At 72.8% G+C, this 22,642-nt stretch carries 28 protein-coding genes and 1 pseudogene; 17 read left to right on the top strand and 12 right to left on the bottom strand.

Annotated elements, in window-relative coordinates; genetic code table 11:
• Positions 1 to 43: 43 nt before the first annotated feature.
• The 7 genes from BIV01_RS09825 to BIV01_RS09795 all read left to right on the top strand — a co-directional run bounded on the left by BIV01_RS09825 (position 44) and on the right by BIV01_RS09795 (position 8,087).
• Complete coding sequence (locus BIV01_RS09825; protein WP_071302691.1) at positions 44 to 763, top strand: VIT1/CCC1 transporter family protein; 720 nt, start codon at positions 44 to 46, stop codon at positions 761 to 763.
• A gap of 167 nt (positions 764 to 930) precedes the next feature.
• On the top strand, positions 931 to 2,490 hold the full coding sequence (locus BIV01_RS09820) for an NCS1 family nucleobase:cation symporter-1 (RefSeq protein WP_070418275.1): 1,560 nt from the start codon (positions 931 to 933) through the stop codon (positions 2,488 to 2,490).
• Between the two features lie 49 nt (positions 2,491 to 2,539).
• Entirely contained in the window at positions 2,540 to 3,304 is a 765-nt protein-coding gene (locus BIV01_RS09815; protein ID WP_071302690.1) for an aspartate/glutamate racemase family protein, read from the top strand.
• Positions 3,301 to 4,698 carry an allantoinase AllB gene (allB, locus tag BIV01_RS09810; RefSeq protein ID WP_071302689.1) on the top strand — a complete coding sequence of 466 codons (1,398 nt, stop codon included), beginning with the start codon at positions 3,301 to 3,303 and terminating at the stop codon, positions 4,696 to 4,698. Before BIV01_RS09815 ends, allB begins: the two co-directional genes overlap by 4 nt.
• Before the next feature lie 43 nt (positions 4,699 to 4,741).
• Positions 4,742 to 6,001, top strand: coding sequence for a pyridoxal-phosphate-dependent aminotransferase family protein (locus tag BIV01_RS09805; protein ID WP_071302688.1), 1,260 nt, complete (start codon positions 4,742 to 4,744; stop codon positions 5,999 to 6,001).
• Positions 5,998 to 7,257, top strand: a complete 1,260-nt coding sequence (locus BIV01_RS09800; RefSeq protein ID WP_071302687.1) for an allantoate amidohydrolase — start codon at positions 5,998 to 6,000, stop codon at positions 7,255 to 7,257. Before BIV01_RS09805 ends, BIV01_RS09800 begins: the two co-directional genes overlap by 4 nt.
• Entirely contained in the window at positions 7,254 to 8,087 is an 834-nt protein-coding gene (locus tag BIV01_RS09795; protein ID WP_071302686.1) for a MurR/RpiR family transcriptional regulator, read from the top strand. The genes BIV01_RS09800 and BIV01_RS09795 overlap by 4 nt, the downstream gene beginning before the upstream one ends.
• Here BIV01_RS09795 and BIV01_RS09790 read toward each other — a convergent pair.
• Positions 8,054 to 8,581, bottom strand: coding sequence for an SRPBCC family protein (locus tag BIV01_RS09790; protein ID WP_071302685.1), 528 nt, complete (start codon positions 8,579 to 8,581; stop codon positions 8,054 to 8,056). The genes BIV01_RS09795 and BIV01_RS09790 overlap by 34 nt on opposite strands.
• Positions 8,578 to 9,153, bottom strand: a complete 576-nt coding sequence (locus BIV01_RS09785) for a GNAT family N-acetyltransferase (protein WP_071302684.1) — start codon at positions 9,151 to 9,153, stop codon at positions 8,578 to 8,580. The genes BIV01_RS09790 and BIV01_RS09785 overlap by 4 nt, the downstream gene beginning before the upstream one ends.
• A 44-nt stretch (positions 9,154 to 9,197) precedes the next feature.
• On the opposite strand from BIV01_RS09785, the gene BIV01_RS09780 reads away from it, so the two are divergent.
• From BIV01_RS09780 to BIV01_RS20420, 3 genes and pseudogenes are all read left to right on the top strand, one after another.
• Entirely contained in the window at positions 9,198 to 10,235 is a 1,038-nt protein-coding gene (locus BIV01_RS09780; RefSeq protein ID WP_071302683.1) for a dipeptidase, read from the top strand.
• Between the two features lie 122 nt (positions 10,236 to 10,357).
• Positions 10,358 to 10,627: pseudogene (locus BIV01_RS20425) on the top strand (DUF1016 N-terminal domain-containing protein); the annotation flags it as partial.
• A gap of 122 nt (positions 10,628 to 10,749) precedes the next feature.
• On the top strand, positions 10,750 to 11,391 hold the full coding sequence (locus BIV01_RS20420) for a PDDEXK nuclease domain-containing protein (protein WP_368073350.1): 642 nt from the start codon (positions 10,750 to 10,752) through the stop codon (positions 11,389 to 11,391).
• Here the strand turns inward: BIV01_RS20420 and BIV01_RS09770 are convergent.
• Positions 11,382 to 12,053, bottom strand: a complete 672-nt coding sequence (locus BIV01_RS09770; RefSeq protein WP_070419454.1) for a DUF899 family protein — start codon at positions 12,051 to 12,053, stop codon at positions 11,382 to 11,384. The two genes, BIV01_RS20420 and BIV01_RS09770, sit on opposite strands and share 10 nt — an antisense overlap.
• Positions 12,054 to 12,248: 195 nt before the next feature.
• Here BIV01_RS09770 and cysK point away from each other — a divergent pair, with 195 nt between their 5' ends.
• Together cysK and epsC are read left to right on the top strand one after the other, a co-directional pair.
• Positions 12,249 to 13,187 carry a cysteine synthase A gene (cysK, locus tag BIV01_RS09765; protein WP_071294571.1) on the top strand — a complete coding sequence of 313 codons (939 nt, stop codon included), beginning with the start codon at positions 12,249 to 12,251 and terminating at the stop codon, positions 13,185 to 13,187.
• Positions 13,184 to 13,768, top strand: a complete 585-nt coding sequence (gene epsC / locus BIV01_RS09760) for a serine O-acetyltransferase EpsC (RefSeq protein ID WP_254791818.1) — start codon at positions 13,184 to 13,186, stop codon at positions 13,766 to 13,768. The genes cysK and epsC overlap by 4 nt, the downstream gene beginning before the upstream one ends.
• A gap of 10 nt (positions 13,769 to 13,778) precedes the next feature.
• Here the strand turns inward: epsC and BIV01_RS09755 are convergent, their stop codons facing one another.
• Positions 13,779 to 14,078, bottom strand: coding sequence for an excalibur calcium-binding domain-containing protein (locus tag BIV01_RS09755; protein ID WP_139199289.1), 300 nt, complete (start codon positions 14,076 to 14,078; stop codon positions 13,779 to 13,781).
• A gap of 83 nt (positions 14,079 to 14,161) precedes the next feature.
• Here BIV01_RS09755 and BIV01_RS09750 point away from each other — a divergent pair, with 83 nt between their 5' ends.
• Positions 14,162 to 14,545: an MmcQ/YjbR family DNA-binding protein gene (locus BIV01_RS09750; protein ID WP_071294602.1), complete on the top strand. Its 384-nt coding sequence runs from the start codon at positions 14,162 to 14,164 to the stop codon at positions 14,543 to 14,545.
• 25 nt (positions 14,546 to 14,570) lie between these two features.
• On the opposite strand, the gene BIV01_RS09745 is transcribed toward BIV01_RS09750, so the two are convergent.
• Positions 14,571 to 15,236 carry an MOSC domain-containing protein gene (locus BIV01_RS09745; protein WP_083413931.1) on the bottom strand — a complete coding sequence of 222 codons (666 nt, stop codon included), beginning with the start codon at positions 15,234 to 15,236 and terminating at the stop codon, positions 14,571 to 14,573.
• Positions 15,237 to 15,332: 96 nt separating this feature from the next.
• On the opposite strand from BIV01_RS09745, the gene BIV01_RS19750 reads away from it, so the two are divergent.
• The 4 genes from BIV01_RS19750 to BIV01_RS09730 are packed head-to-tail and all read left to right on the top strand — an operon-like array spanning position 15,333 to position 17,039.
• Positions 15,333 to 15,494, top strand: coding sequence for a hypothetical protein (locus BIV01_RS19750; RefSeq protein WP_175473682.1), 162 nt, complete (start codon positions 15,333 to 15,335; stop codon positions 15,492 to 15,494).
• Between the two features lie 56 nt (positions 15,495 to 15,550).
• Positions 15,551 to 16,105: an RNA polymerase sigma factor gene (locus BIV01_RS09740; RefSeq protein ID WP_071302681.1), complete on the top strand. Its 555-nt coding sequence runs from the start codon at positions 15,551 to 15,553 to the stop codon at positions 16,103 to 16,105.
• Positions 16,102 to 16,734, top strand: coding sequence for a hypothetical protein (locus BIV01_RS09735; RefSeq protein ID WP_071302884.1), 633 nt, complete (start codon positions 16,102 to 16,104; stop codon positions 16,732 to 16,734). The genes BIV01_RS09740 and BIV01_RS09735 overlap by 4 nt, the downstream gene beginning before the upstream one ends.
• Complete coding sequence (locus BIV01_RS09730) at positions 16,731 to 17,039, top strand: hypothetical protein (RefSeq protein WP_070418287.1); 309 nt, start codon at positions 16,731 to 16,733, stop codon at positions 17,037 to 17,039. Before BIV01_RS09735 ends, BIV01_RS09730 begins: the two co-directional genes overlap by 4 nt.
• A gap of 101 nt (positions 17,040 to 17,140) precedes the next feature.
• On the opposite strand, the gene BIV01_RS09725 is transcribed toward BIV01_RS09730, so the two are convergent.
• From BIV01_RS09725 to BIV01_RS09695, 7 genes are all read right to left on the bottom strand, one after another.
• A complete protein-coding gene (locus BIV01_RS09725; protein WP_254791817.1) occupies positions 17,141 to 18,289 on the bottom strand; it encodes a low temperature requirement protein A in 1,149 nt (382 codons plus the stop codon).
• Between the two features lie 74 nt (positions 18,290 to 18,363).
• Positions 18,364 to 19,227, bottom strand: coding sequence for a hypothetical protein (locus BIV01_RS09720; protein WP_071302680.1), 864 nt, complete (start codon positions 19,225 to 19,227; stop codon positions 18,364 to 18,366).
• 284 nt (positions 19,228 to 19,511) lie between these two features.
• Complete coding sequence (locus BIV01_RS09715) at positions 19,512 to 19,973, bottom strand: MarR family winged helix-turn-helix transcriptional regulator (RefSeq protein WP_070418288.1); 462 nt, start codon at positions 19,971 to 19,973, stop codon at positions 19,512 to 19,514.
• Between the two features lie 175 nt (positions 19,974 to 20,148).
• Positions 20,149 to 20,799: a GntR family transcriptional regulator gene (locus tag BIV01_RS09710; RefSeq protein ID WP_071294568.1), complete on the bottom strand. Its 651-nt coding sequence runs from the start codon at positions 20,797 to 20,799 to the stop codon at positions 20,149 to 20,151.
• Between the two features lie 109 nt (positions 20,800 to 20,908).
• On the bottom strand, positions 20,909 to 21,373 hold the full coding sequence (locus tag BIV01_RS09705; RefSeq protein ID WP_071302679.1) for a DUF1810 domain-containing protein: 465 nt from the start codon (positions 21,371 to 21,373) through the stop codon (positions 20,909 to 20,911).
• A complete protein-coding gene (locus BIV01_RS09700; RefSeq protein ID WP_071294566.1) occupies positions 21,370 to 22,215 on the bottom strand; it encodes a DUF2071 domain-containing protein in 846 nt (281 codons plus the stop codon). Before BIV01_RS09700 ends, BIV01_RS09705 begins: the two co-directional genes overlap by 4 nt.
• Entirely contained in the window at positions 22,212 to 22,610 is a 399-nt protein-coding gene (locus tag BIV01_RS09695) for a DoxX family protein (RefSeq protein ID WP_071294565.1), read from the bottom strand. The genes BIV01_RS09700 and BIV01_RS09695 overlap by 4 nt, the downstream gene beginning before the upstream one ends.
• Between the last annotated feature and the right edge of the window lie 32 nt (positions 22,611 to 22,642).

The raw sequence follows: 22,642 nt of genomic DNA, 5'->3' as shown, positions 1-22,642 counted from the left end.
ACCATGCTGGCGCCGACCCGCGCCGAGTGGCATCCTGACTCGCATGTCGACCGCTGCGGACCTCGTCCTGCCCTCCACGGACCACGACGCCACGAGCGCCGCCCGGCTCAACTGGCTGCGCGCCGGCCTGCTCGGGGCCAACGACGGCATCGTCTCGGTCGCGGCGGTGCTCGTCGGCGTCGCCGGAGCCGGCGCGGGGACCGGTCCGGTCATCGCGGCGGGCACCGCTGCCCTCGTCGGCGGTGCGGTCTCGATGGCCCTCGGCGAGTACGTGTCCGTCAGCGGTGCCCGTGACGCCCAGCGCACCGGCCAGGCCGCCCACCAGGCCGAGCTCGAGGCGGAGTCGGAGGACGCCGGCACGATCGCCGCCCACTACCGGAGCCTCGGCGTCGACCCGGCCGTCGCGAGCGCCGTCGCCGACGAGCTCGTCCGACCCGAGGTGCGCCGTCGACGGGCAGCGGTCGCGCTCCGCGATGCCGAGGACGAGGTGGTCAGCCCGTGGCGTGCCGCCTGGGTGTCGGCGGCGACCTTCACGACCGGTGCCGCGCTGCCCTTCCTCGCGACGCTCCTCAGCCCCGAGCCCGCCCGCGTGGCGGTGACGGTCATGGCGGTGCTCGTCGCGCTCGCCGCCACCGGGACGACCGGTGCCACGCTCGGTGGTGCGCCGCGCACGCGGGCGACGATCCGAGTCGTGACCGGGGGAGCGCTGGCCCTGGCTGCGACGTACGCGGCCGGGGCGGTCCTCGGGGCGCACGCGCTCTGAGCCGGCAGACGGCGATCGGTGTCGGTGTCCGTGTCGGAACGATCGTTCCAGGACCGGCGTCACGACACACGACCGTTACACGGGGGTAACGGGCCGGGCGCAGTGTCTCCGTAGCGTCGTGGCAGAGGCGGGCACCGCTCGCCCTTCCCACTCCTTCGGAGGACGCCATGGCAACAGAGATCCAGCCCCCGGTCGCCGCGCCCCACGCCCCCCGCACGACGGCAGCACCCGCCGGTGCCGGCGTCGTCCGCCCCGGGTACGACCCGGCGCTCACCAACGAGGACCTCGCTCCGCTCCGCAAGCAGACCTGGACGAGCTACAACATCTTCGCGTTCTGGATGTCGGACGTGCACTCGGTCGGCGGCTACGTCACCGCCGGGTCGCTCTTCGCCCTGGGCATCGCCAGCTGGCAGGTGCTCATCGCCCTGGTGGTCGGCATCCTCATCGTGCAGGTGTTCGCGAACCTCGTCGCCAAGCCGTCCCAGCGCACCGGGGTGCCGTACCCGGTGATCAACCGCGCGGTGTTCGGCGTGCTCGGGGCGAACGTCCCCGCCATCATCCGTGGGCTCATCGCGATGGCCTGGTACGGCGTGCAGACCTTCCTCGCCGCCCAGTCGCTCAACATCGTCTTCCTCAAGTTCATCCCGGCCTCTGCGGGACTCCTCGAGCACTCGTTCCTCGGGCTCTCCGCGCTCGGTTGGATCTCGTACGCCATCCTCTGGGTCGCACAGGGCGCCCTCTTCTGGATGGGCATGGACGCGATCCGGCGGTTCATCGACTGGGCCGGCCCGGCGGTGTACGTCATCATGATCGCCCTCGCGATCTACCTCGTCAGCCGTGCCGGCATCGGGAACATCTCGTTCACGCTGTCCGCCGGTGCGCCGCTGTCGTTCGGCGCGAGCATCCCGGTGATGCTGTCGGCGATCGCCCTCGTGGTGAGCTACTTCTCCGGCCCGATGCTGAACTTCGGCGACTTCTCCCGCTACGCGAAGTCGTTCGACGCGGTGAAGCGCGGCAACCTCTGGGGCCTGCCGATCAACTTCCTGTTCTTCTCGGTGCTCACCGTCCTCTGCGCCAGCGCCACGGTGCCGGTGTTCGGCAAGCTCATCACCGACCCGATCGAGACCGTGCAGGCGATCGGGGCGCCCTTCGCGATCCTCCTCGGCGGGTTGACCTTCGTCACCGCGACCGTCGGCATCAACATCGTCGCGAACTTCATCAGCCCCGCTTTCGACTTCTCGAACGTGGCCCCGCGGAAGATCAGCTGGCGGGCGGGCGGCATGATCGCGGCCGTCGGGTCCGTCCTCCTCACCCCGTGGAACTGGTACGGCAACGACCAGGCGATCCTGTACACGCTGGGGGTCCTCGGCGCCCTGATCGGCCCGCTGTTCGGGATCCTCATCGCCGGCTACTACATCGTCGCGAAGCAGCGCATCGCCGTCGACGACATGTACACGAAGGACCCCGCGGCCCGGTACTGGTACGTCAAGGGTTTCAACCCGAACGCCATCTGGACGCTCGTCGTCACCGGTGCGGTGTCGGTCGCCAGCGCGGTCCTGCCGTCGGCGCTCGGCGTCGTCCCGTGGCTGTCGAACTACAGCTGGTTCATCGGGTGCGCCCTCGGCCTCGTCGTCTTCGTCGGGATGGAGCGCCTGCGTCCGAGCATGCCCGTGCTGGCCGCCGACGACCCGTCCGTCGACGACGGCGCCGCGGTCGGCCGGGCCTGACCGACCGAGCCGTTCAACCCGCACAACCCGCACCACCGGAAGGAACTCGATGCGCATCCGCGTCGTCAACCCCAACACCACCTCCTCGATGACCGCGGCGATCGGCAGCGCCGCCGCCGCGGTCGCCGGGCCCGGGACGATCGTCGAGGCCGTCAACCCCACCATGGGGCCGGCGTCGATCGAGAGCCACTACGAGGAGGCGCTGGCCGTCCCCGGGCTCCTCGAGCAGATCGCGCTCGGCGAGCAGGACGGTGTCGGCGCCTACGTGGTCGCGTGCTTCGGGGACCCCGGGCTCGACGCGGCACGCGAGGTCGCGTCCGGACCCGTCATCGGCATCGCGGAGGCGGCCTTCCACGCCGCCGCGATGCTCGGGCGCCGGTTCGGCGTGGTGACCACCCTGAGCCGGACCACCGGCCGGGCGCACGAGCTCGCCGAACGGTACGGGTTCGCGTCGCTCGTGACCGAGGTCCGGGCGTGCGAGGTCCCCGTGCTCCGCCTGGAGGACCCGGACTCCGACGCCCGGGCACTCGTCGTGGAGGAGTGCCGGGCCGTGCTCGCGGGCGGCGCCGACGCCGTGGTGCTCGGCTGCGCCGGCATGGCGGACTTCTGCGCCGAGGTGTCCCGGGCCGTCGGTGCGCCGGTCGTGGACGGTGTCGCGGCGGCCACCGTGCTCGCCGAGTCCCTCGTGCGCCTCGGGCTCACGACCGGGCGACGCGGCGAGTACGCGCCACCCCCGGCCAAGCCCATGGCGGGACTGCTCGCGGGGTTCGAGCGCCGGCCGATGGCGGGCGCGACGGTCGGGGCGGGCGCATGACGCGCCTCCAGGGCCCCGCCGGGGACACGACGGCCGCACCCGCACCCGCTGACCTGGTCCTGCGCGCCGGACGCGCCTGGATCGACGGCGTCTTCCGGCCGGCAGCCGTCGTCGTCCGCGACGGGCGGGTCGACGCCGTCGTGGCCGTGGACGAACCCGTCGACGCCGTCGAGGACCGCACCGTGCCCGACGCGCACGTCCTGCTCCCGGGCCTGGTCGACACGCACGTGCACGTGAACGAGCCCGGCCGCACCGAGTGGGAGGGGTTCGCCTCGGCGACCCGTGCAGCCGCACTCGGTGGCGTCACCACGATCATCGACATGCCGCTCAACTCGATCCCCGCGACGACGACCGTCGAGGCGCTCGAGGTGAAGCGCGCGAGCGCCGCGGGCCGCGTCGCCGTCGACGTCGGGTTCTGGGGCGGTGCCGTCCCGGCGAACCTCGGGTCGCTCGTTGGCCTGCACGACGCCGGCGTGTTCGGCTTCAAGTGCTTCACCGCGCCGTCCGGGGTCGACGAGTTCCCGCACCTCGACGCACCGCAGCTGCGCGCGGCGATCGAGGAGGTCGCCCGCATCGACGCCCTGCTCATCGTGCACGCCGAGGACCCCGAGTTCCTGGTCGACCACGCGGCGCTCGGCGGACACTACGAGGACTTCCTCGCCACCCGCCCGGTCGACGCCGAGCGGTCCGCGATCGCCCGAGTGGTCGAGGGTGCCCGCGAGACGGGCGCTCGCGTGCACGTCCTGCACCTGTCGGACGCCGGTGCGCTGCCGATGATCCGCGCCGCGAAGGACGACGGCGTGCGGATCACGGTCGAGACCTGCCCGCACTACCTCGCCTTCGAGGCCGGCACGATCCCCGACGGGGCGACCGAGTTCAAGTGCTGCCCGCCGATCCGCGACGACGCCAACCGCGACGCGCTCTGGGCCGGGGTCCTGGACGGGACGATCGACATGATCGTGTCCGACCACTCGCCCTCCACCGCGGACCTCAAGACCGACGACTGGGGGACCGCCTGGGGCGGGATCGCCGGGCTGCAGGTCGGCTTCCGTGCCGTGTGGACGGAGGCCCTGCGCCGCGGTGTCGCGCTCGAGCAGCTGCTGCCGCACTTCACGACCGGCCCGGCGGCGCTCGCCGGCTTCGCCGACCGCGGACGCATCGCGCCGGGCGCACTCGCGCACTTCGCGGTGTTCGACCCGTCCGCCTCGGCGGTCGTCGACGTGGCCGGGCTCGCGCACCGCAACCCCGTCTCGGCGTTCGCCGGCCTGGAGGCACGGGGTAGCGTCACCGAGACCTGGTTGCGCGGGCAGCTGGTCGCGACCGCGGACGGCGGCGTCACGTCCGTCAGCGGGGCGCTCGTCGACCGACCCGTGCTCGCGGGAACACCGCTGTAACGATCGTTCCGATACGATCTCCACCGGAACGAGAGGACCGAACATGCTCCCTGTGAACCCACCCGCCCGTCTGCTCATGGGACCGGGGCCGATCACCGCCGACCCGCGGGTGCTCCGTGCCCTGTCGACCCCGCTCGTCGGGCAGTACGACCCGTGGATGACCACCACGATGAACGAGACGCAGGAGCTGTACCGGCGGGTGTTCGGCACCACGAACGAGGCGACCGTCCTCGTCGACGGGACCTCCCGCGCCGGCATCGAGGCGGCGCTCGTCTCCCTGCTCGCCCCGGGGGACCGCGTGCTCGTGCCGGTGTTCGGGCGCTTCGGGCACCTGCTCGCCGAGATCGCCGGGCGTGCCGGGGCCGAGGTCCACACGATCGAGACCGAGTGGGGGCAGGTGTTCACCCCGTCGGCGATCGAGGACGCGATCGCGCGGGTGCGCCCGAAGGTCCTGGCGATCGTGCAGGGCGACACCTCGACCACGATGAACCAGCCGCTCGACGAGCTCGGAGCGATCTGCGAACGGTACGGCGTGCTGTTCTACACGGACGCGACCGCCACCGTCGGGGGCAACCCGCTCGAGGTCGACGCCTGGGGCATCGACGCCGTGAGCGCGGGGCTGCAGAAGTGCCTGGGCGGACCGTCCGGCAGCGCGCCGCTCACCGTCTCGCCGCGGGCCGTCGCCGTGCTCGACCAGCGTCGCAGCGTCGAGGCGGGCATCCGCGAACCCGGGGACGAGGTCGCCGACGAACCCATCCGGTCGAACTACCTCGACCTCGCGATGATCCTCGACTACTGGGGCCCGCGACGGCTCAACCACCACACCGAGGCCGCGTCGATGCTCTACGCCGCGAACGAGTGCGCCCGGATCCTGCTCGAGGAGGGCCGCGACGCCGTAATCGCACGGCACGAGACCGCCGGTCGCGCGATGACCGCCGGCGTGCAGGCACTCGGGCTCGGCGTCTTCGGCGACCTCGGGCACAAGATGCACAACGTCGTCGCGGTCGAGATCCCGTCGGACGTCGTCGGCGACCAGGTCCGCGCCGCGATGCTCGACGACCACGGCATCGAGATCGGCACGTCGTTCGGGCCGCTGCACGGACGGGTCTGGCGGATCGGCACCATGGGCTACAACGCGCGCAAGGACACCGTCGTGACGACCCTCGCCGCGCTCGAGCACGCCCTGCGCCGGGCCGGGCACGCGGTGCCGTCCGGCGGTGGCGTGGACGCGGCGCTCGACGTCTACGCCGGCGTCGGTGCCGGTGCCGTCGCCGGCGTCGTCGCTGCCGGGGTGTCGGCGTGAGCGCGCCGTCCGTGGTCCGGGCCTCCGCGACCGCCACCGCCGACGCGACGCTGATCGCCGGGTGGTGCGACGAACTCGCGACCGTCACCGAGGAGCCCGGCCGGATCACCCGCGTCTACCTCTCGCCGGAGCACGCGCGGGTCAACGCGATCGTCGCCGGCTGGATGCGCGACGCCGGCCTCAGCACCTGGCAGGACGCGGCGGGCAACCTGCACGGCCGCGTCGACGGTGCGACCCCGGACGCCCCCGTGCTGCTGCTCGGATCGCACCTCGACACCGTGGTGGACGCCGGCCGGTACGACGGGATCGTCGGGGTCCTCATGGCGATCCGGACGGTGGCGCGCGTGACCGCCGCCGGCCCGCTCCCCGTCGCGCTCGAGGTCATCGCGTTCTCCGACGAGGAGGGCACCCGTTTCGGCAAGGCGCTGCTCGGGTCCTCCGCGGTCGCCGGTGTCTGGGACGAGTCCTGGTGGGACCTCACCGACGGCGACGGAGTCACCCTCCGCGACGCCTTCACCCGCTTCGGGCTCGACCCGTCGCGCGTGCACGAGGCCGCGGTCGAACCGTCGGCGCTCGCCGGCTACCTCGAGGCGCACATCGAGCAGGGGCCGTACCTCGAACAGGCCGGTCAGGCGCTCGGCGTCGTCACGAGCATCGCGAGCGCGCGGCGGTTCACCGTCGAGGCCGTCGGCGAGGCGCGGCACGCCGGCGGTACCCCCTACGACCGCCGGCACGACGCCCTGCTCGCCGCTGCCGAGGCCGCCCTCGCCGTCGAACGGATCTGCCGGGCGTCGCAGCACGTCGGCACGGTCGGCACCATGACCGTCGAACCCGGAGCCGTGAACGTCGTCCCGGGGCTGGCACGGTTCTCGGTCGACCTGCGCGGGGAGTTCGACGAGGGACGCGACGCCGTGTGGGACGAGATCACGAAGGCGTTCGCGCTCATCGGCGAGCGCCGCGGCGTCAGCGTCGAGCCGACCGAGGTCCACCGTGCGCCGGCGGTGTTCTGCGCACCGCGCCTGATGGACGCCGTCCGGGCGGGCATCGAGTCGACGGGGGAGCCCCGTCCGATCGAGCTGTTCTCCCGCGCGGGACACGACGCCATGTCGCTCGGGCTCGTGACCGACGTCGCGATGCTCTTCCTCCGCAACCCGGACGGCATCAGCCACCACCCCGACGAGTTCGTCTCCACCGAGGACATCGCCCTCGGGCTCGACGCGCTCGCGGTCGCGGTCGGACGGGTGGCCGCAGCGTGAGCACCGCGGGCCCCGACGTCCGGGCGCGCATCGACTCGGTGTGGGAGCAGCTGTCCCCGGCCGAGCGACGCGTCGCCGCGATGGTGCGCCACGACCCCGAACTCCTGCTCGTCGGGACCTCGGCCGAGCTCGCCGCCGAGTCGGGCACCTCGAAGGCCACGGTCTCGCGGCTCGTCCGGTCGCTCGGCTTCCAGGACGCCGCCGAGGTCCGGCAGAACCTGATGTCGGCACGGGGTTCCGGCCTGCCGTGGGCCGCCGAGGACGCGGCGCACGTCGACCAGCGCGCCGTCGAGTCGCGCAACCTCGACGCCGCGTTCGCCTCGCTCGCACGGGCCGACCGTCCCCGTCTCGCCCGTCGGATCGTCCGCGCGCGCCGGGTGCTCGTGGCGGGGGAGCGCGGGGCGTACCCGATCGCCCTCCAGCTGCGCGCCCAGCTCGCGCAGGTCCGACCGGACGTCCGCATCGGCCCGGCCCCGGGGCAGCGCCTCGGCGAAGAGGTGGCCGACCTCGACCGACGCGACCTCGTCATCATCGTCACGGTGCGCCGGCACGCCGCCGGCATCGGCAAGCTCGTGCGGCACTGCGTCGCCAGCGGCGCGGACGTCGTCGTGATGGGCGACCCGACCGCGGCGGTCATCGCGGCCCCGGCGGCCACGGCGATCCTCTGCCCGGTGGACTCCCCGTCGGCGTTCGACTCGATGGCGGCGCTGTTCGCCGTCGTCGCCGCGGTCGCGAACGACGTGTACGAGGCATCCGGCCCGGGCGGGCGTGCACGGGTGGACGCGGTGGCGCAGGCCTACGACGCGCTGGGGGAGCTCGCCGCGCCCTGACCCGTGCCGTCGCCGTGCTCGTCGTCGCCGGCACCGCCGCGCTCGTCGGCGAGTTCGGCCGCCAGCGAGGCGTTGCGCTCCCGGATCAGCCGCGGCAGGTACCGGGCCAGCGCGAGCCGCTCGGCGACGACCCCGAGCACCCCGAGCGGTGCGCGGAACTCGATCTCGTCGACCATCCGCGTGCCGCCGGCCGACGGCTCGAACCGGTGCTCGTGCCGGAACCGGGCGAACGGTCCACGCACCTGCTCGTCGACGAACCGGTGGGGCGCCTCCAGAGCCGTGATCCGACTCGTCATCCGCCACACGATCCCGAAGTGCCGCGCGCGCCACGTGACGGACTCACCGAGCCCGATCGTGCCGGCCGTGGTGCCCGCGACCGCGCGCTCGTCCGTGGCGGCCATGGACCGCTCGTGCGCGCCGATGTCGAGCGACAGCGCGAACGCGCGCTCCGGCGGGGCGGCGAGGTCGGTGACGACCCGGAACGCGACGGTCACGACGTCGGCCAGACCGGTCGGACGGATCGGTCGTCGTCGCGCAGGACGGCCGCCAGCAGCTGTTCGTGGCGGCGGCCGTGCTGGAGCACCGCGGACCGCTGACGCCCTTCGAACCGCATGCCGAGCCGCTGCGCGACGGCGATCGACGCACGGTTCTCCGCCATCGCCCGCCACTGCACGCGCGCGAGCCCGAGCCCGTCGGGAGCCGGCGCGAACGCCCACTGCAGCACGCGGTCCGCCGCCTCGGTCACGAAGCCGTGCCCGCGGGCGTCCGGGTGGGTCGCGTACCCGATCTCCGCGCCGCCGCCGGCGAACCCGAAGAGCCCGACGGTACCGAGCAGCCGTGGGTCGTCGGCACGGCGGAGGGCGAACTCGTAGCGGGTGTCCGACGCCCAGCCGTCCTGCACCACGGCCGTGAGCCAGTGGCGGGCCTCGGCATGACCGTACGGTTCGGGCATCGGGATGAACGCCACCACGTCGGGATCGGTCGCGTAGGCGACGACGTCGTCGGCATCGGTGAGCTCGGGGACCGAGAGGACCAGCCGCTCGGTCCGCAGCGTGACGGGGTCCATGGGGCGAGCCTAGCGACGGCGGTCGTCGCGGTAGCGTCGGTGGCATGACGTTCGACGCGCTCCCGTTCCCGGTCATCGACGGACACAACGACCTGCCCTGGGAGCGGCGCGAGACCCACGACTCCGGGGTCGAGGGCATCGACTCCGAGCAGGGGTCCCTGCACACCGACCTGCCGAAGCTCCGTGCCGGCGGGGTCGTCGGGCAGTTCTGGTCGGTGTTCGTCCCCACCGACGTCCCCGATCCCGTCCGCGCGACGCTGCAGCAGGTCGACCTCGCGCACCGGATCATCGAGCGGTACCCGGAGTCGCTCACCCTCGCCCGGACCGCGGCCGAGGTCGTCGCGGCCGTCGAGGTCGGGCGCACCGCGTCGCTCCTCGGCGCCGAGGGCGGCCACTCGATCGGTGACGACCTGGCGGTGCTCCGCGACCTCGCCCGGCTCGGGGTCCGGTACATGACCCTCACGCACAACGACGACACACCCTGGGCCGACTCGGCCACCGGCTCCCACCCGCACGGCGGCCTGACCGACCGTGGGCGCGAGGTCGTTGCCGAGATGGAGCGGATCGGGATGCTCGTCGACCTGTCGCACACGTCGCCGCAGACCATGCGTGACACCCTCGACGTCGCCACGCAGCCCGTGGTGTTCAGCCACTCGTCGACGATCGCGGTGAACGACCACCCGCGGAACGTCCCGGACGACGTGCTCGCCCGCCTGCGCGACAACGGCGGTGTGGTGATGATCACCTTCGTGCCGAAGTTCGTGTCCCGGGCGTGGGCCGAGTGGGAGGACGCCGGTTCGGTGGGGGAGCCCCCGCTCGTCACGGTGTCGGACGTGGCGGACCACGTCGAGCACGCGCGCGAGGTCGCCGGCGCGGCGCACATCGGGCTCGGCGGCGACTACGACGGGACGCCCGTGCTGCCGCCGGACCTGCGGGACGTGTCGCGGTACCCGGTGCTGGCGGCGGAACTGCAGCGTCGTGGCTGGGGCCCGGAGGACCTGCGTGTCCTGGCCGGGGGCAACGTGCTGCGGGTGCTCGCGGCGACGGACGAGCGGTTCGCGCGGACGGCGCACGTGCGCTGACGACGTCCGCGGGCTCCGCGGCGGCCGGCTCGGTCCGGAGGGGATGCGACCGCGTTCACCTGGCGGCTGCCGTGCATCCCAGATCGTGGACGCGGCACCGACTCGCCGTGCACGATCGGCGGATGATCGACCAGCCCGTGCCCGGGGAGTACGCCGACACGCTCCGCTCCATCCGAGACCGCGTCACCAGCACTCGATCTCGCGCGCAGCTCGCGGCGAACGCGCACCTCGTCCACCTGTACTGGTCGATCGGCTCGATCCTGCTCGAGCGATCGCGGAACGGCGCGTGGGGAACGGGTGTCCTGACCCGCCTCGCGGCTGACCTCCGTGCGGAGTTCCCGTCGATGAAGGGGTTCTCTGCGACGAACCTCAAGTACATGCGACAGTTCGCCGCAAGGTGGCCCGACGAAGACGCAATCGGTCAACAGGCTGTTGACCGATTGCCCTGGGGCACATCACCGTCCTGCTCAGCGTCCCCGACAGCGGACTCCGAGCGTGGTACGTCCGTCAGGCGGTGGCCGGAGGCTGGTCGCGCAACGTCCTGCGACACAATCTCCGCAGTCGTGCCGCGGAGCGGCATGCCGCCGCCGCGACGAACTTCAGTCGGCTGCTCGACGACGACGGTGCGGACCTGGCGCAGCAGATCACCAGGGATCCGTACATCCTGGACTTCCTCGCCGTCGACGGTGACCGGGACGAACGCTCGATCGAGCAGGCGATGGTCGACCGGATCGCGGACACCCTACGAGAACTCGGGACGGGGTTCGCCTTCGTCGGCCGGCAGGTGCACTTCGACGTCGACGGCAACGACTTCTTCGTCGACCTGCTCTTCTTCCACGTCGAGCAACTCCGGTACGTGGTCGTCGAGCTGAAGACGGGTGAGTTCCGGCCGGACCACGTCGGTCAGTTGTCGTTCTACGTCGCCCTCGTGGATGCGGACCTCCGACGCCCACACCACGCCGACACGGTCGGGTTGCTCCTGGTCACGGGCAAGAACGACGCGGTCGTCCGGTACGCGCTCGGGACGTCGAACGCTCCGGTCGGCGTCGCGTCCTACGAGCTCCTGCCCCCGGAGCTGCAGCGGCTGCTGCCGTCCGAAGCCCAGCTGCAACGCGCTCTGCTCGGACCCCAGGGGCCAAGGTCCGGTCAGCCGTAGGTGGGGTACTGCGGCCACCCCTCGGGACTGTCCTCCCAGTCCTGCTGCCGCCCGTACACCGTGCGGTCCATGATGTGCGGCACCGGCAGGATCGCCTCCGTCCCGCGCGCACCGGTCGCGTAGGTCAGGTACGGCACACCGTCGCGCAGCAGGTAGTACGAGTACCCGGGCACCGGGCCGTCCCAGTCGTCGCTGTGCACGGTCCAGCCCCAGTCGTCGTGGTAGCTCGTCGCGCCGGACGACACCCACGTGTGCGGCCACCCGTGCTGCTGCCGCCAGGCCTCGAGCCGCTCGATCGGCCCCTCGGAGACCATCGCGAACGCGATCCCCTCGTCGTCGAGCCGGCCCATGTCGGCGGGCAGGTTGTCGACGGCCCACGTGCAGCTCGGGCAGCCGGCGTCCCAGTCCCGTCCGTACATGACGTTCTGCACGAGGAGCAGGTACTTCCCGGCGAACAGCTCCGTCAGTCGCACGGGACCGTCGGGACCCGTGAACTCGTAGTCGTCGACGCGGACCATCGGGAGCCGTCGGCGCGCGGCCGAGACGCGGTCGCCGTGGCGGGTGAGTTCCTTCTCGTCGCGCACCTGCGCGGCGAGCGCCGTGTCGAACGCTGCGCGGTCGACGACGGGTGGCGTGGCGTCGGGTTGCTGCTCCTTGGACATGGCGACCTCCTCGTCGTTGCGGCGCACGGTACGCGCGTCCCGGTCGCGGCGTGACGGACGGGAGGCGCGGCGAGCGCCCGGTGCGGAGCACTCGTCACACAGGCAGCACCATCCGGGGTCCGATCGCTAGGATCGCAGCGCACGCCGTGCCTCCAGGGCGGAGGCACGCGACCTGACCCGAAGAGGACGGTACCGATGAGCGGCACGATCCACGACAACATCTCGCAGGCGTTCGGGAACACGCCGCTGGTCCGGCTGAACCGCCTCCCGAAGGAGGGCGGCGCCGAGGTCCTGGCGAAGCTCGAGTTCTACAACCCGGGTGCGAGCGTGAAGGACCGGCTCGGCGTCGCGATCATCGACGCAGCCGAGGAGTCCGGCGAGCTGCAGGCCGGCGGGACGATCGTCGAGGGGTCCTCCGGCAACACGGGCATCGCGCTCGCACTGGTCGGCGCGGCGCGCGGGTACCGGGTCGTCATCACGATGCCCGAGACGATGAGTGTCGAGCGTCGTGCCCTCATCCGCGCGTACGGTGCCGAGATCGTCCTCACCCCGGGGCCGGAGGGCATGAAGGGCGCGGTGTCGAAGGCGGAGCAGATCGTCGCCGAGACGCCCGGCGCGATCCTGGCCCACCAGTTCGAGACGCCGGCGAACGCGGCCATCCACCGGAAGACGACGGCGGAGGAGATCCTCCGCGACACCGAGGAGCACGTCGACGTGTTCGTCGCGGGCGTCGGCACGGGCGGCACGATCACCGGTGTCGGCCAGGTCCTCAAGGAGCGCGTGCCCGGTGTGCAGATCGTCGCGGTGGAGCCGAAGGACTCGCCGCTGCTGACCGAGGGCAAGGCGGGTCCGCACAAGATCCAGGGCATCGGTGCGAACTTCATCCCCGAGGTCCTCGACCAGTCGGTCATCGACGAGGTGTTCGACGTTGAGCTGGACGACGCGCTCCGGGTCGCCCGCGACCTCGGCACGCAGGAGGGCATCCTCGCGGGCATCTCGTCCGGCGCGATCATCCACGCCGCGATCGAGATCGCCGCGCGTCCGGAGAACGCGGGCAAGCGGGTCGTCGCGATCGTGTGCGACACCGGTGAGCGCTACCTGTCGACGGTCCTCTTCGAGGGACTCACTGCGTGAGTCGTCCCGCCCGACGAGGCGTGCTGCGGACCGTCCGGGAGGACCTGGCCGCAGCACGCCGCGGTGACCCCGCGTCCCGCGGCGACCTCGAGAACGCGATCGTCTACTCGGGGCTGCACGCCGTCTGGACCCACCGACTGACGCACCGGCTCTGGATCGCCGAGGGCCTGCCGGGGTCGCGGTTCGCGGCCCGAGTCCTCGCGCAGGTCGCCCGGTCGGTCACCGGCATCGAGATCCACCCCGGTGCCCGCATCGGCCGTCGGTTCTTCATCGACCACGGCATGGGGGTCGTCATCGGGGAGACCGCGGTGGTCGGCGACGACGTCGTGCTCTTCCACGGGGTGACCCTCGGCGGCCGCGGGGGCGACCACGGGCCCGGAGCCCGTCGGCACCCAGCGGTGGGGGACCGCGTCGTGCTCGGTGCCGGGTCGTCGCTCATCGGCGCGATCACGGTCGGCGCGGACTCCGTCGTCGGGGCGAACACGGTGGTGACGAAGGACGTCCCACCGCGGTCGGTCGTGACGGGTGTCGCCGGGACGGCCCGCCCGCGCTCGGGACACGAGGGCGTCCCGCCCCTCTGACGGGTCGGGGTCAGCTCTTCTCGCAGGCGATCCCGTCGCCGTCGGCGTCCATCTTCTTGTTCGCCGCGTACAGCGCGTCGTCCTTCTTCACCGTGCCCTTGAGCGCCCGGTACGTGACCTTGCCCTTCGAGGTGACCCGGTTCTTCGTGACGGACTTCTTCGCGATCCCGCCCGAGTACACCTTCTGCACGGCGGTGCAGTTCTTGTAGACGGTGGGGGCGGCCTGCGCGGTCGAGGCGCCGCCGACGACGGCGGTCGCAGCGAGCACGGCGGTGGCGGCGGCGATGCTGAGGGCTCGGGTGATGTGCACGGCCTGAGGATAGTTCGGAACCGGGGTCCGCACGCACCCCAGAACGAGGTGCACCGTCGGCGGTCCGGTGCATGCTGGAGCACATGGACGGCGAGACGCTGCACGAGGTCGCGATCCGCACCGCGATGGCCCTGCCCGCGGTGGCGGAGACCCAGCCCTTCGGCGAAGGCGCGTTCGTCTACAAGGTCGTCGGCAAGATGTTCGTGATGACGTCCGAGCTCCGCGGCGTGCCGATCGTGAACCTCAAGTGTGCGCCGCCCCACGGTGCCGCCCTGGTGCGCGACCACGCCGAGATCACCCCGGGCTGGCACATGAACAAGCAGCACTGGATCACGCTGTCGCCCGGGGACGGCATCGACGAGACCCTGGTCGAGGACCTCGTCGGCAACGCGTACGACCTCGTCGTCGCGAAGCTGCCGCAGGCGAAGCGCCCGATCGACCCGGTGCGCCGGACGCAGCAGGATTGACCAGGGCACGGCGGACCGCCCGCACTCAGGCGGTCACGCGCGCCAGGACCTTCGAGACGTCCCGGACGACCTTCGGCGCGAGCCCACCCGTCCCCGGGCCACCGGGACCCGTCCCGCGCCCCGACGACAGCACGGCCTGCGCCTGCTCGGGCGTCAGGCCCGTGAAGAGCTGGCCGATCGTGACGCCGTGGTCCGGTCGGTGGGTGACGACGACCGGGTCGCCGGGGGACACGGGCCCGGACCGCACCACGCGGAGGTAGGCGCCGGGGCGGCCCTCCTCCGTGAACCGCTTGACCCACTTGTCCACCCGCATCCGGCGGGCGAAGGTGCCGCAGGGGATCCGCGGGATCGTGACCTCGAGCTCGAGGGTCTCGCCGATCCGCCAGCGTTCCCCCGTCACGGCCCCGGTGACGTCGACGCCCGTCGTGCGCAGGTTCTCGCCGAACAGTCCCGGCGGGACGTCCCGGTCGAGCAGGTCCGCGAAGTACGCCGCGTCCTCGTCCGCGTAGGCGTACACCGCCTGGTCCTCGCCACCGTGGTGCTTCCGGTCCGCCTGCACGTCGGCGTACAGCCCGAGCGGACGGACCCGGACGGGGCCGTCGACGGGGCGCTTGTCGATCGCGGTGACGCCGATGGTGCCGGAGTCGGGCAGCAGGCGGTCGACGCGGCAGACGGCGGTGACGAGGGACATGCCCCCAGCCTGCCGCAGAACCCGCGAACGCAGAAGTGTGACGATCCGGCTGTTCGTTCCGTCCCATCGGTGAGCACCCCGATGGAGGACCCCGTCATGACCGACACCGCACCCGCAGCACACCTCGCGACCACCGCGCTCGTCCGCGTCGGGCACGAGCACGTCCTGGCGCAGGCACGTGTCCGGTCGCTGTCCGCGCGGCCCGTCGGCCCGATGAAGGTCCGCCGCACGCACGGACACCCGGCCCACACGGCCTAGCGGCACGACGGCACCGCACTCAGGAACCCCCGACCCCACACCAGTAGAAGGAAAGCGTGCACCACCAGCCCCTCACCGACCTCGACGACGCCGTCCTCGCTGGTCGATCGTCCGACGGCGACGTCCGGGCGTTCGAGGTCCTCATCCGGCGCCACACCCCCCTGCTCCGTGCCTACGCGCGCCGGACCCTCGGCTCGACCGACGAACTCGACGACGTCGTGCAGGAGACGTTCATCACCGCCTGGAACCAGCTCGACACGCTCCAGGACGGCGCCCGGGTCAAGGCATGGCTCATGCGCATCCTCAGCCGGAAGTGCATCGACCGCATCCGGGCCCGGCGGTTCCACGACGACGTCACCCAGCTCGAGGTCGAGGCACCGGCGGACGACGCACCCGAACGCGTCGCCGAGGCCCGCTCCCGCGAGGAAGCGGTCGAGACGGCGCTCGCGGAACTCCCAGAGGCGCAGCGCCGCACGTGGGTGATGAAGGAAGTGCTCGAGTACTCGTACGAGGCCATCGCGGAGGAACTGGACCTCCCGACCTCGACCGTCCGGGGACTGCTGTCCCGGGCGCGCAAGAACATGATCCGTCTCATGGAGGGATGGCGATGACCGAACCCGATCCCGTCCGGCTCGACTCCCTCGAACCCGACGACCTCGACGGCCACACGATCGACGAGCTGGCCGACTACCTCGACGCCGGCATGCAGCCGGCCGACCCGAGCATCGACCACTCCGCCGCGTGCCAGAACGCCCTCGCCGCCATCGTGCGGCTCCGGCAGTCCTCGCTCGGCTCGCTCGAGGCCGCTGCCGAACAGGAAGCACCCGCCGACGAGTCGTGGATCAGCGGCGTGCTCGCGAACATCTCGCTCGAGGCACGCGCCGGCCGTGACGTCCCGCTCCGCCCGGCGGCGCCCACCGAACGCCCGGTCATGACCGAGGGCGCCATCCGCTCGCTCGTCCGGACCGCCGGCGACGCGGTGCCCGACGCCCTCATCGCGCGGTGCACGCTCGAGGGCGACGTCACCGAGCTCGGTGCCCCGGTGCGCATCGTCGTCGAGATCGCCGTCCGCGCGGGGTCGACGATCCAGCGTGTGGCGTCGGACATCCGCGAGACCGTCGCCGAGGTCCTCGCGACCGAGACCGACCTGCTCGTCGAGTCCGTGGACGTCGTGGTGCGCGACCTGCTGCCACCGTCCGACGACGAGCCGGACCCCGACGCCGAGGAGGAACGAGCATGAGCAGCCACGACGAGACCTTCGCCGCGATCGAGGCAGCGGTCGTCGCGGTCCCCGGGGTCGCCGAGCTCTACCGGGCACGCCCGACGCTCGGCAGCGCGGTCGGTGCCGCCAAGAACCTCGCGACCCGCACCACGGTCGCGCGCGTGGTGCTCGACGACGACGTCCTCCGCATCGTGATCGGCACCGACGGTTCCGTCCCGGCACCCGAGACGGCACGCGCGGCGCACCTCGCGGCGCTCGCCGCAGCGACCGAGCACGGCCTGCCGCTCAGCCGGGTCGACGTGCGGATCGCGCGCGTCGGCTGACGCACCCGCCTGCGGTTCGGGAGGGACGTCGCGGGCCCGCGCCGCGCCTCCCGTCCGTCAGCCGGTCACCGTCACGGGCCCCGCTCACGCGCGCCCGCGGGTCATGGTCGCCGGTCGGCGACCTCCAGCACGACGACCACGGCGGCGACGAGCAGTGCCGTCGCCACGAGGGACACCGACGGCACGGCGGTGCTCGCGAGCACCGCGAGCGCGAGTGCCACGACGACGACGTTCCAGCCGAGGCTGAGCGACGGCCGGAGCGCCAGCGCCCAGATCGACAGGACGAACAACGCGACCGGCACGGCGATCGTGGCCGCGACGGTCGCGTGCGACAGGTCGGCCTCGCCCGCGTCGGCGCTCACCGCGACCTCGATCCCCGCCGGGAGTGCCCCGGCGGCGGCGAAGACGAGGTAGTGACCGTAGCCGAACAGGAGCGCGGTCGGCAGGGACCGGATGTGGTCGTGCTGCTCGCGGGAGAAGTAGATCCACCACAACCCGGCGACGATCACGAGCCCGCACGCCGCCAGCACGAGGAGCGACCCGAGGTGGTCGGCGTGCGCGATGCCGTCGATGACCGCGTTCGCCGAGGCCACGAGCCCCTCGCCGAGGACGATCAGCGTGAAGAGGGAGTACCGCTCCGCGATGTGCCGGGTGTGCCACGGGGTGGTCTGCGTGCCGGCCTCCGCGAACGGCGGGACGAGGACCTCGAGCAGGATGAGCACCGGGATCACACCCCACGAGACGCCGTCCGGCAGCAGGAGCGCGAGCACCCAGAGCACCTGCACGACGACGATGCCGCCGGCGTACCGGAGTGCGGTCCGCCGGTACTCCGACGACGACGCGGCGACCCGGAGCCACTGCCCGACGAGGGCGAGCCGCATGATGACGTAGCCGAGCACGACGACCGTGGTCGACCCCTCGACCATCGCGGCGTGCACCCCGGCGGCGAGCACGAGCACCCCCGCCATCTGCACGAAGGTCATCACGCGGTAGAGCCAGTCGTCGGTGTCGAACGAGGTGGCGAACCAGGTGAAGTTGATCCACGCCCACCAGATCGCGAAGAAGACGAAGGCGTACGCGAGGACGGCCGACGAGACGTGCCCCTCGACCTCGATCTCGTGCAGGTTCGTCGCGGCGAACCCGACGGCGACCACGAAGACGAGGTCGAAGAGGAGCTCGAGGGGGCTGGCGGCGCGGTGCCCCTCGGTGGGGTCGCGGGGTGCCATGCGGCGGAGTCCGATGGTGGTCACCTGCGTATGCCTACACGACGAACGACCCCGGGTGCAGGACCCGGGGTCGTTCGTCGTGCGTGCCTGGCGTCGGCTCAGTAGAAGTTCGACGCCTGCGAGTGCGACCACGCGGCGCACGGGGTGCCGTACGCGTCGCTGATGTACTGCAGGCCCCAGGTGATCTGGGTGGTCGCGTTCGTCCGCCAGTCGGACGCGATCGTGGCCATCTTCGACCCGGGGAGCGCCTGCGGGATGCCGGTCGCGCCGCCGTTCGCGTTGACGGCCTGGTAGTTCCAGCCGGACTCCTTGGTCCACAGGTTGTCGAGGCACTGGAACTGGTCGGAACCCCAGCCGTACTTCGACGAGGCGAGCGAGCTCGCGGTCGCCTTGGCGCCCTCGACCGTGTTCGCGGCGGCCTGCTTGCGCGCGGCCTCGGCGGCTGCTGCCCGTTCGGCCGCGGCGCGCTTCGCTGCGGCGGCAGCGGCGGCCTTCGCGTCGGCGTCCCGCTTGTCCTGCGCGGCGCTGGCGTCCGCGACCGCCGTCGTGGCGTCGACCGTCGAGGAGATCCGCGAGGTCAGTGCCGCGCCGGAGAGCTTCCGGTAGTCGTCGAGCGCGTCGATGCGGCGCTCGAGGACGCCGGTGTCGGTCTTCTCGTTCGCGGAGTCGGCGATCGTCTCGGCCGTGGCGATGGTCGCCGCGGCCTGGGCCCGGTCGAGCGCGGTCCCGGCGAGTGCCGGTGCCGCGGTCGCGCTCGCGGTCGGCATGCCGAGGGCCTCGCCGATCGCGGGTTGCGTGCCGACGGTGGCGATGCCTCCGGCGACCGCGAGGACTGCGGCCCCGCCCACGATGAGCGTGGTGGGGCGGCGGAGCGCGCGGCGGAGGCGCCGGTTGGGGGAGTTCAGGGCCTCACGTCGGGTCGAGGCGGTGGTGGTGGGGAGGTCGGTGTTGCGTCCTGTCATCGATTCCGGTGGTCGGCCGGCTCGTGGTGCGTGACTCGTGACGCTGCACGCGGGGTGGGGGAGCGCGCAGGGGTGCGGATGAACGAGACGTCCGTCGTCAGGAGTTCGCGAGCCGGGGGAGGACCGGACGGTGGTGTGGGGCCCGTCCGTCCGCCGACGGGCGACCGTGGGGTGGCCGCCGCTGGGCGAAGCCGCCACGATGACCGGTGTTGCTGGGTGCACCGTCCAGTTTGTCTGGCAGAACCGTCCGTCCACCCATTGGTAACGGTTCGGTAACGGGCCGATCAGGCCCGGGAGGTGTGAGCTTCCTGGGTGCGCTCACCCTGCGCGACGCGTTCGAGGGCGTCGAGCGCAGCGGCGATGGCGTCGACGTCGGTGTCGGGCAGTTCGGCGATGAGCTCGGCGACGATGCCGGTGCGGGTGGAACGAGCTCGCTCGACCGCTGCGATGCCCTCGGGGGTGGCCGTCACCATGAACGCCCGACCGTCCCGGGGGTCCGCCTCGCGCTCGATGAACCCGCGCTGCTCGAGCTCGGTCAGGATGCGGGTCATCGTCGGCTTCGTGACGACCTCGATCCGCGACAGGTCGCCCGGGCGCAGGGGGCCCTCACGCTGGATCGTCGCCAGCGCCGAGACGATGCCGTACCCGAGCGAGGCCGAGTCCGTGCGGGCCCGCCGGTTGATCCGGCCGACCGCCGCGGCGAGGCGCGCGGCGATCTCGGTACGGTCCGGCTGGCGGTGGCTCATACGGTGCTCCGGGTCGCTCGACGGGGTGGTCGGGGCGATGCTACCGGCTCGTCGGACGGTGTGACTGGGAGCGTCGCGCGGGTCGCCGCGCTGTCGCTGACCGCCGTGGCGGACGGAGCACGCCCGCCTCGCGAGGACGAGACGGGCGTGTTCCTGTACGGGAGTTCAGGCGGGGTCAGCGTTTCTCGCCGGGGAGCAGGTGGATCGCCTCGGTCGCGAGCTCCGCCTCGATGTTGTCCCCGGACGCGGTGGCCTCACGCAGACGGCGGAAGTCGGCCGTCATCTGGTCCCAGTCGACGAGCTCGTCGAGGTTCGGCAGCCGCAGTCGGAACGCGAGGCCGTCCATGGTGTCCCGGCAGACACGCTGGAGGTTCTCGTTGCCGCACTCCTCGACGTAGCGGGCGAACACGGCGAGGGCGTCACGGTTCACCGCGGCGACGTCGTGCGACTCGTAGTCCGCGATCGTGGCGTCGAGCTGGGCGAGGATCTTCTTCTTCGCGCTCGCACCGAGGCGCGGGACCGCCAGCCGCACGACCCCGCCGAACAGGACGCCCAGGGTCTGCAGCGCCTCGACCACCTCGGTCGGGTCCGGCGTGGTGACGCGGGTGTAGCGGTTCGGCGCCATCTCGATCAGGCCGGCGCGTGCGAGCTGGCTCAGTGCTTCGCGGATCGGCGTGCGGGAGACACCGAGCCAGGCGATGAGCTCGTCGTCGTTGAGCCGCTCGCCGGGCTCGAGCGTGCCGTCCATGATCGCGGCGTGGATCTTGAGCCGGACGGTGTCGCGGAGCAGCTGGTGCTCGGTCGGTGCACTGCTGGGGACCGGCATGCGGGTTCCTCCGGGATCGTGGCGTCGGCGGGGCGTCCCACCGGTCGGTGCGGACGCACGGTTCACCGTACCTGATATGTGAACGGTGTCCCTGTCGGCTCGGAGCGTGTCAGTCGTGGGGGTGGAGCAGCCGGAGGGTCACCGGGTCCTCGGTGCCGTCGTACCAGCGGTCGAGGACGGCCCGGAACGGCTCCGGGTCGGCGGCGGCCGCGGCGAACAGGGTCATGGACGACCGGAGCTTCAGCGCGTCGATGCCCCCGAGCAGGTCGTCGGCGGTCCGGGCCGGGGCGGACTCCGCCGCACGGGTCGCCTCGAGCAGCCGCGGGCCGAGGACGGGGTGGTCGAGGTACGCCCGGGTCTCGTCGAGGCCGTCGAGTGCGTACCGCTGCGCGGTGGGCGAGCGGCCGAGCCCGGCGAGCTGGGGGAACACGAACCACATCCAGTGCGACGACTTCCGGCCGCGCCGCAGCTCGGCGAGCGCGGTGTCGTGCACACCCTGCTGCGCGCGGACGAACCGGTCGAGGTCGAACCGGTCCGTGCCGTGCTGGTCGGTGTCGTGCGGATCGACGCTCACCTGACCACGTCCCCCCAGGCGTAGCGGACGGTCGTGCCGTCCACGACGAGCAGCGAGTCGGGTTCGCGGTCGAGGAGCCCGGGCATCCCGACGGCGTCGGGCAGGTCGCCGCCGAGCCGCTCGAGCCGTGCCGACCGGATCGTCAGCGGCGGGTGCTGGCGCTGCCAGAACAGCGTCTGCGCGAGGTGCCGGGCGTGGATGCCCTGTCGGGTGGTGAGGTCCGTCGCCAGCCGGTCGTCGACGACGTCACCGGCCACGACCCGGACGGTGGCGTCGTGGCGGGGTCGCACCGCGCCTCCTGGCCCACCCGTGCTGCCCGGCCAGACCGGACCGCCGGGCCACGCCGCTCCGGACCCTGGTCCGCCCCGGCGTCCGCGGAGCCAGCGGACCGGGTGGAGGGAGCGTGCCGGGTGCCGCACCGACCGGTAGGACAGCGTGTCCCCACGACGTCGCGCCCGCGCGTGCGCGAACGTGTACGGCACCCCGAGCAGGGCGTGCGCCGCCACGATCGCGGGCACGTTCGCGGTGTCGACCGTGCGGTAGGCGACCCCGCGGCGACCGCGGTCGTCGACGGTGAGCACCTCGATCGTCACCTCGGTCATCGAGCCGAGGCGGCCGGACGGCGGGAACGGCGGCACCCGGGTCTCGCGGAAGACGTACGCCGTCAGGCCGGCCCACGCACTGCCGTCGACGACGTCGGGGCGGGTGCCGCGCGGCACCAGACGCGCGAGCGACTCGGGGTCGTGGCGCCAGTGCGCGAAGACGACGTCCTCCCAGGCGTGCACCGTCACCGGTCGGTGCAGCAGGGGGACCGCGGCTCGGTCTCGCGCGGGCTCGGTCACCGTCGTGGCGCGTGCCGGCCGACGCGCACGGCCCAGGCGACGAGGGGTGCCTGCAGCGGCAGGCGGAGCACCGACACGAGCCGCATCGCCCGCGTCGACCGCGGGCTGTCGAGGAGGTCGTTCGCCATCTTCACGTTCGCGGGGAAGACGGCGAGGAACAGCGCGGCGGCGGCCCAGCCCGCGGCACGGCGGGTGGCCGGGATCGCCAGGCCGGTCGCGATGCCGAGCTCGGCGGCGCCGGACGCCAGGGTGGTCAGGCGCGGCGGGAGGGCGTCCGGGACGATCCGGTCGTAGCCCCTCGGCCGCAGGAAGTGGGTGACGCCGGCCCCGCCCAGCACGACGGCGAGGAGGGTGGCGGTCCGGGTGGCGCGTCGTGCGCGCTCGCGTCGTCGCATGCGTCCATGGTGCCCGCGGCGCGCTCGGGACG

It is taken from the genome of Curtobacterium sp. MCBA15_013 (assembly GCF_001865095.1).
In the GTDB taxonomy this organism is placed as follows: Bacteria; Actinomycetota; Actinomycetes; order Actinomycetales; family Microbacteriaceae; genus Curtobacterium.
This window is presented reverse-complemented; position numbering and strand designations above follow the sequence as displayed.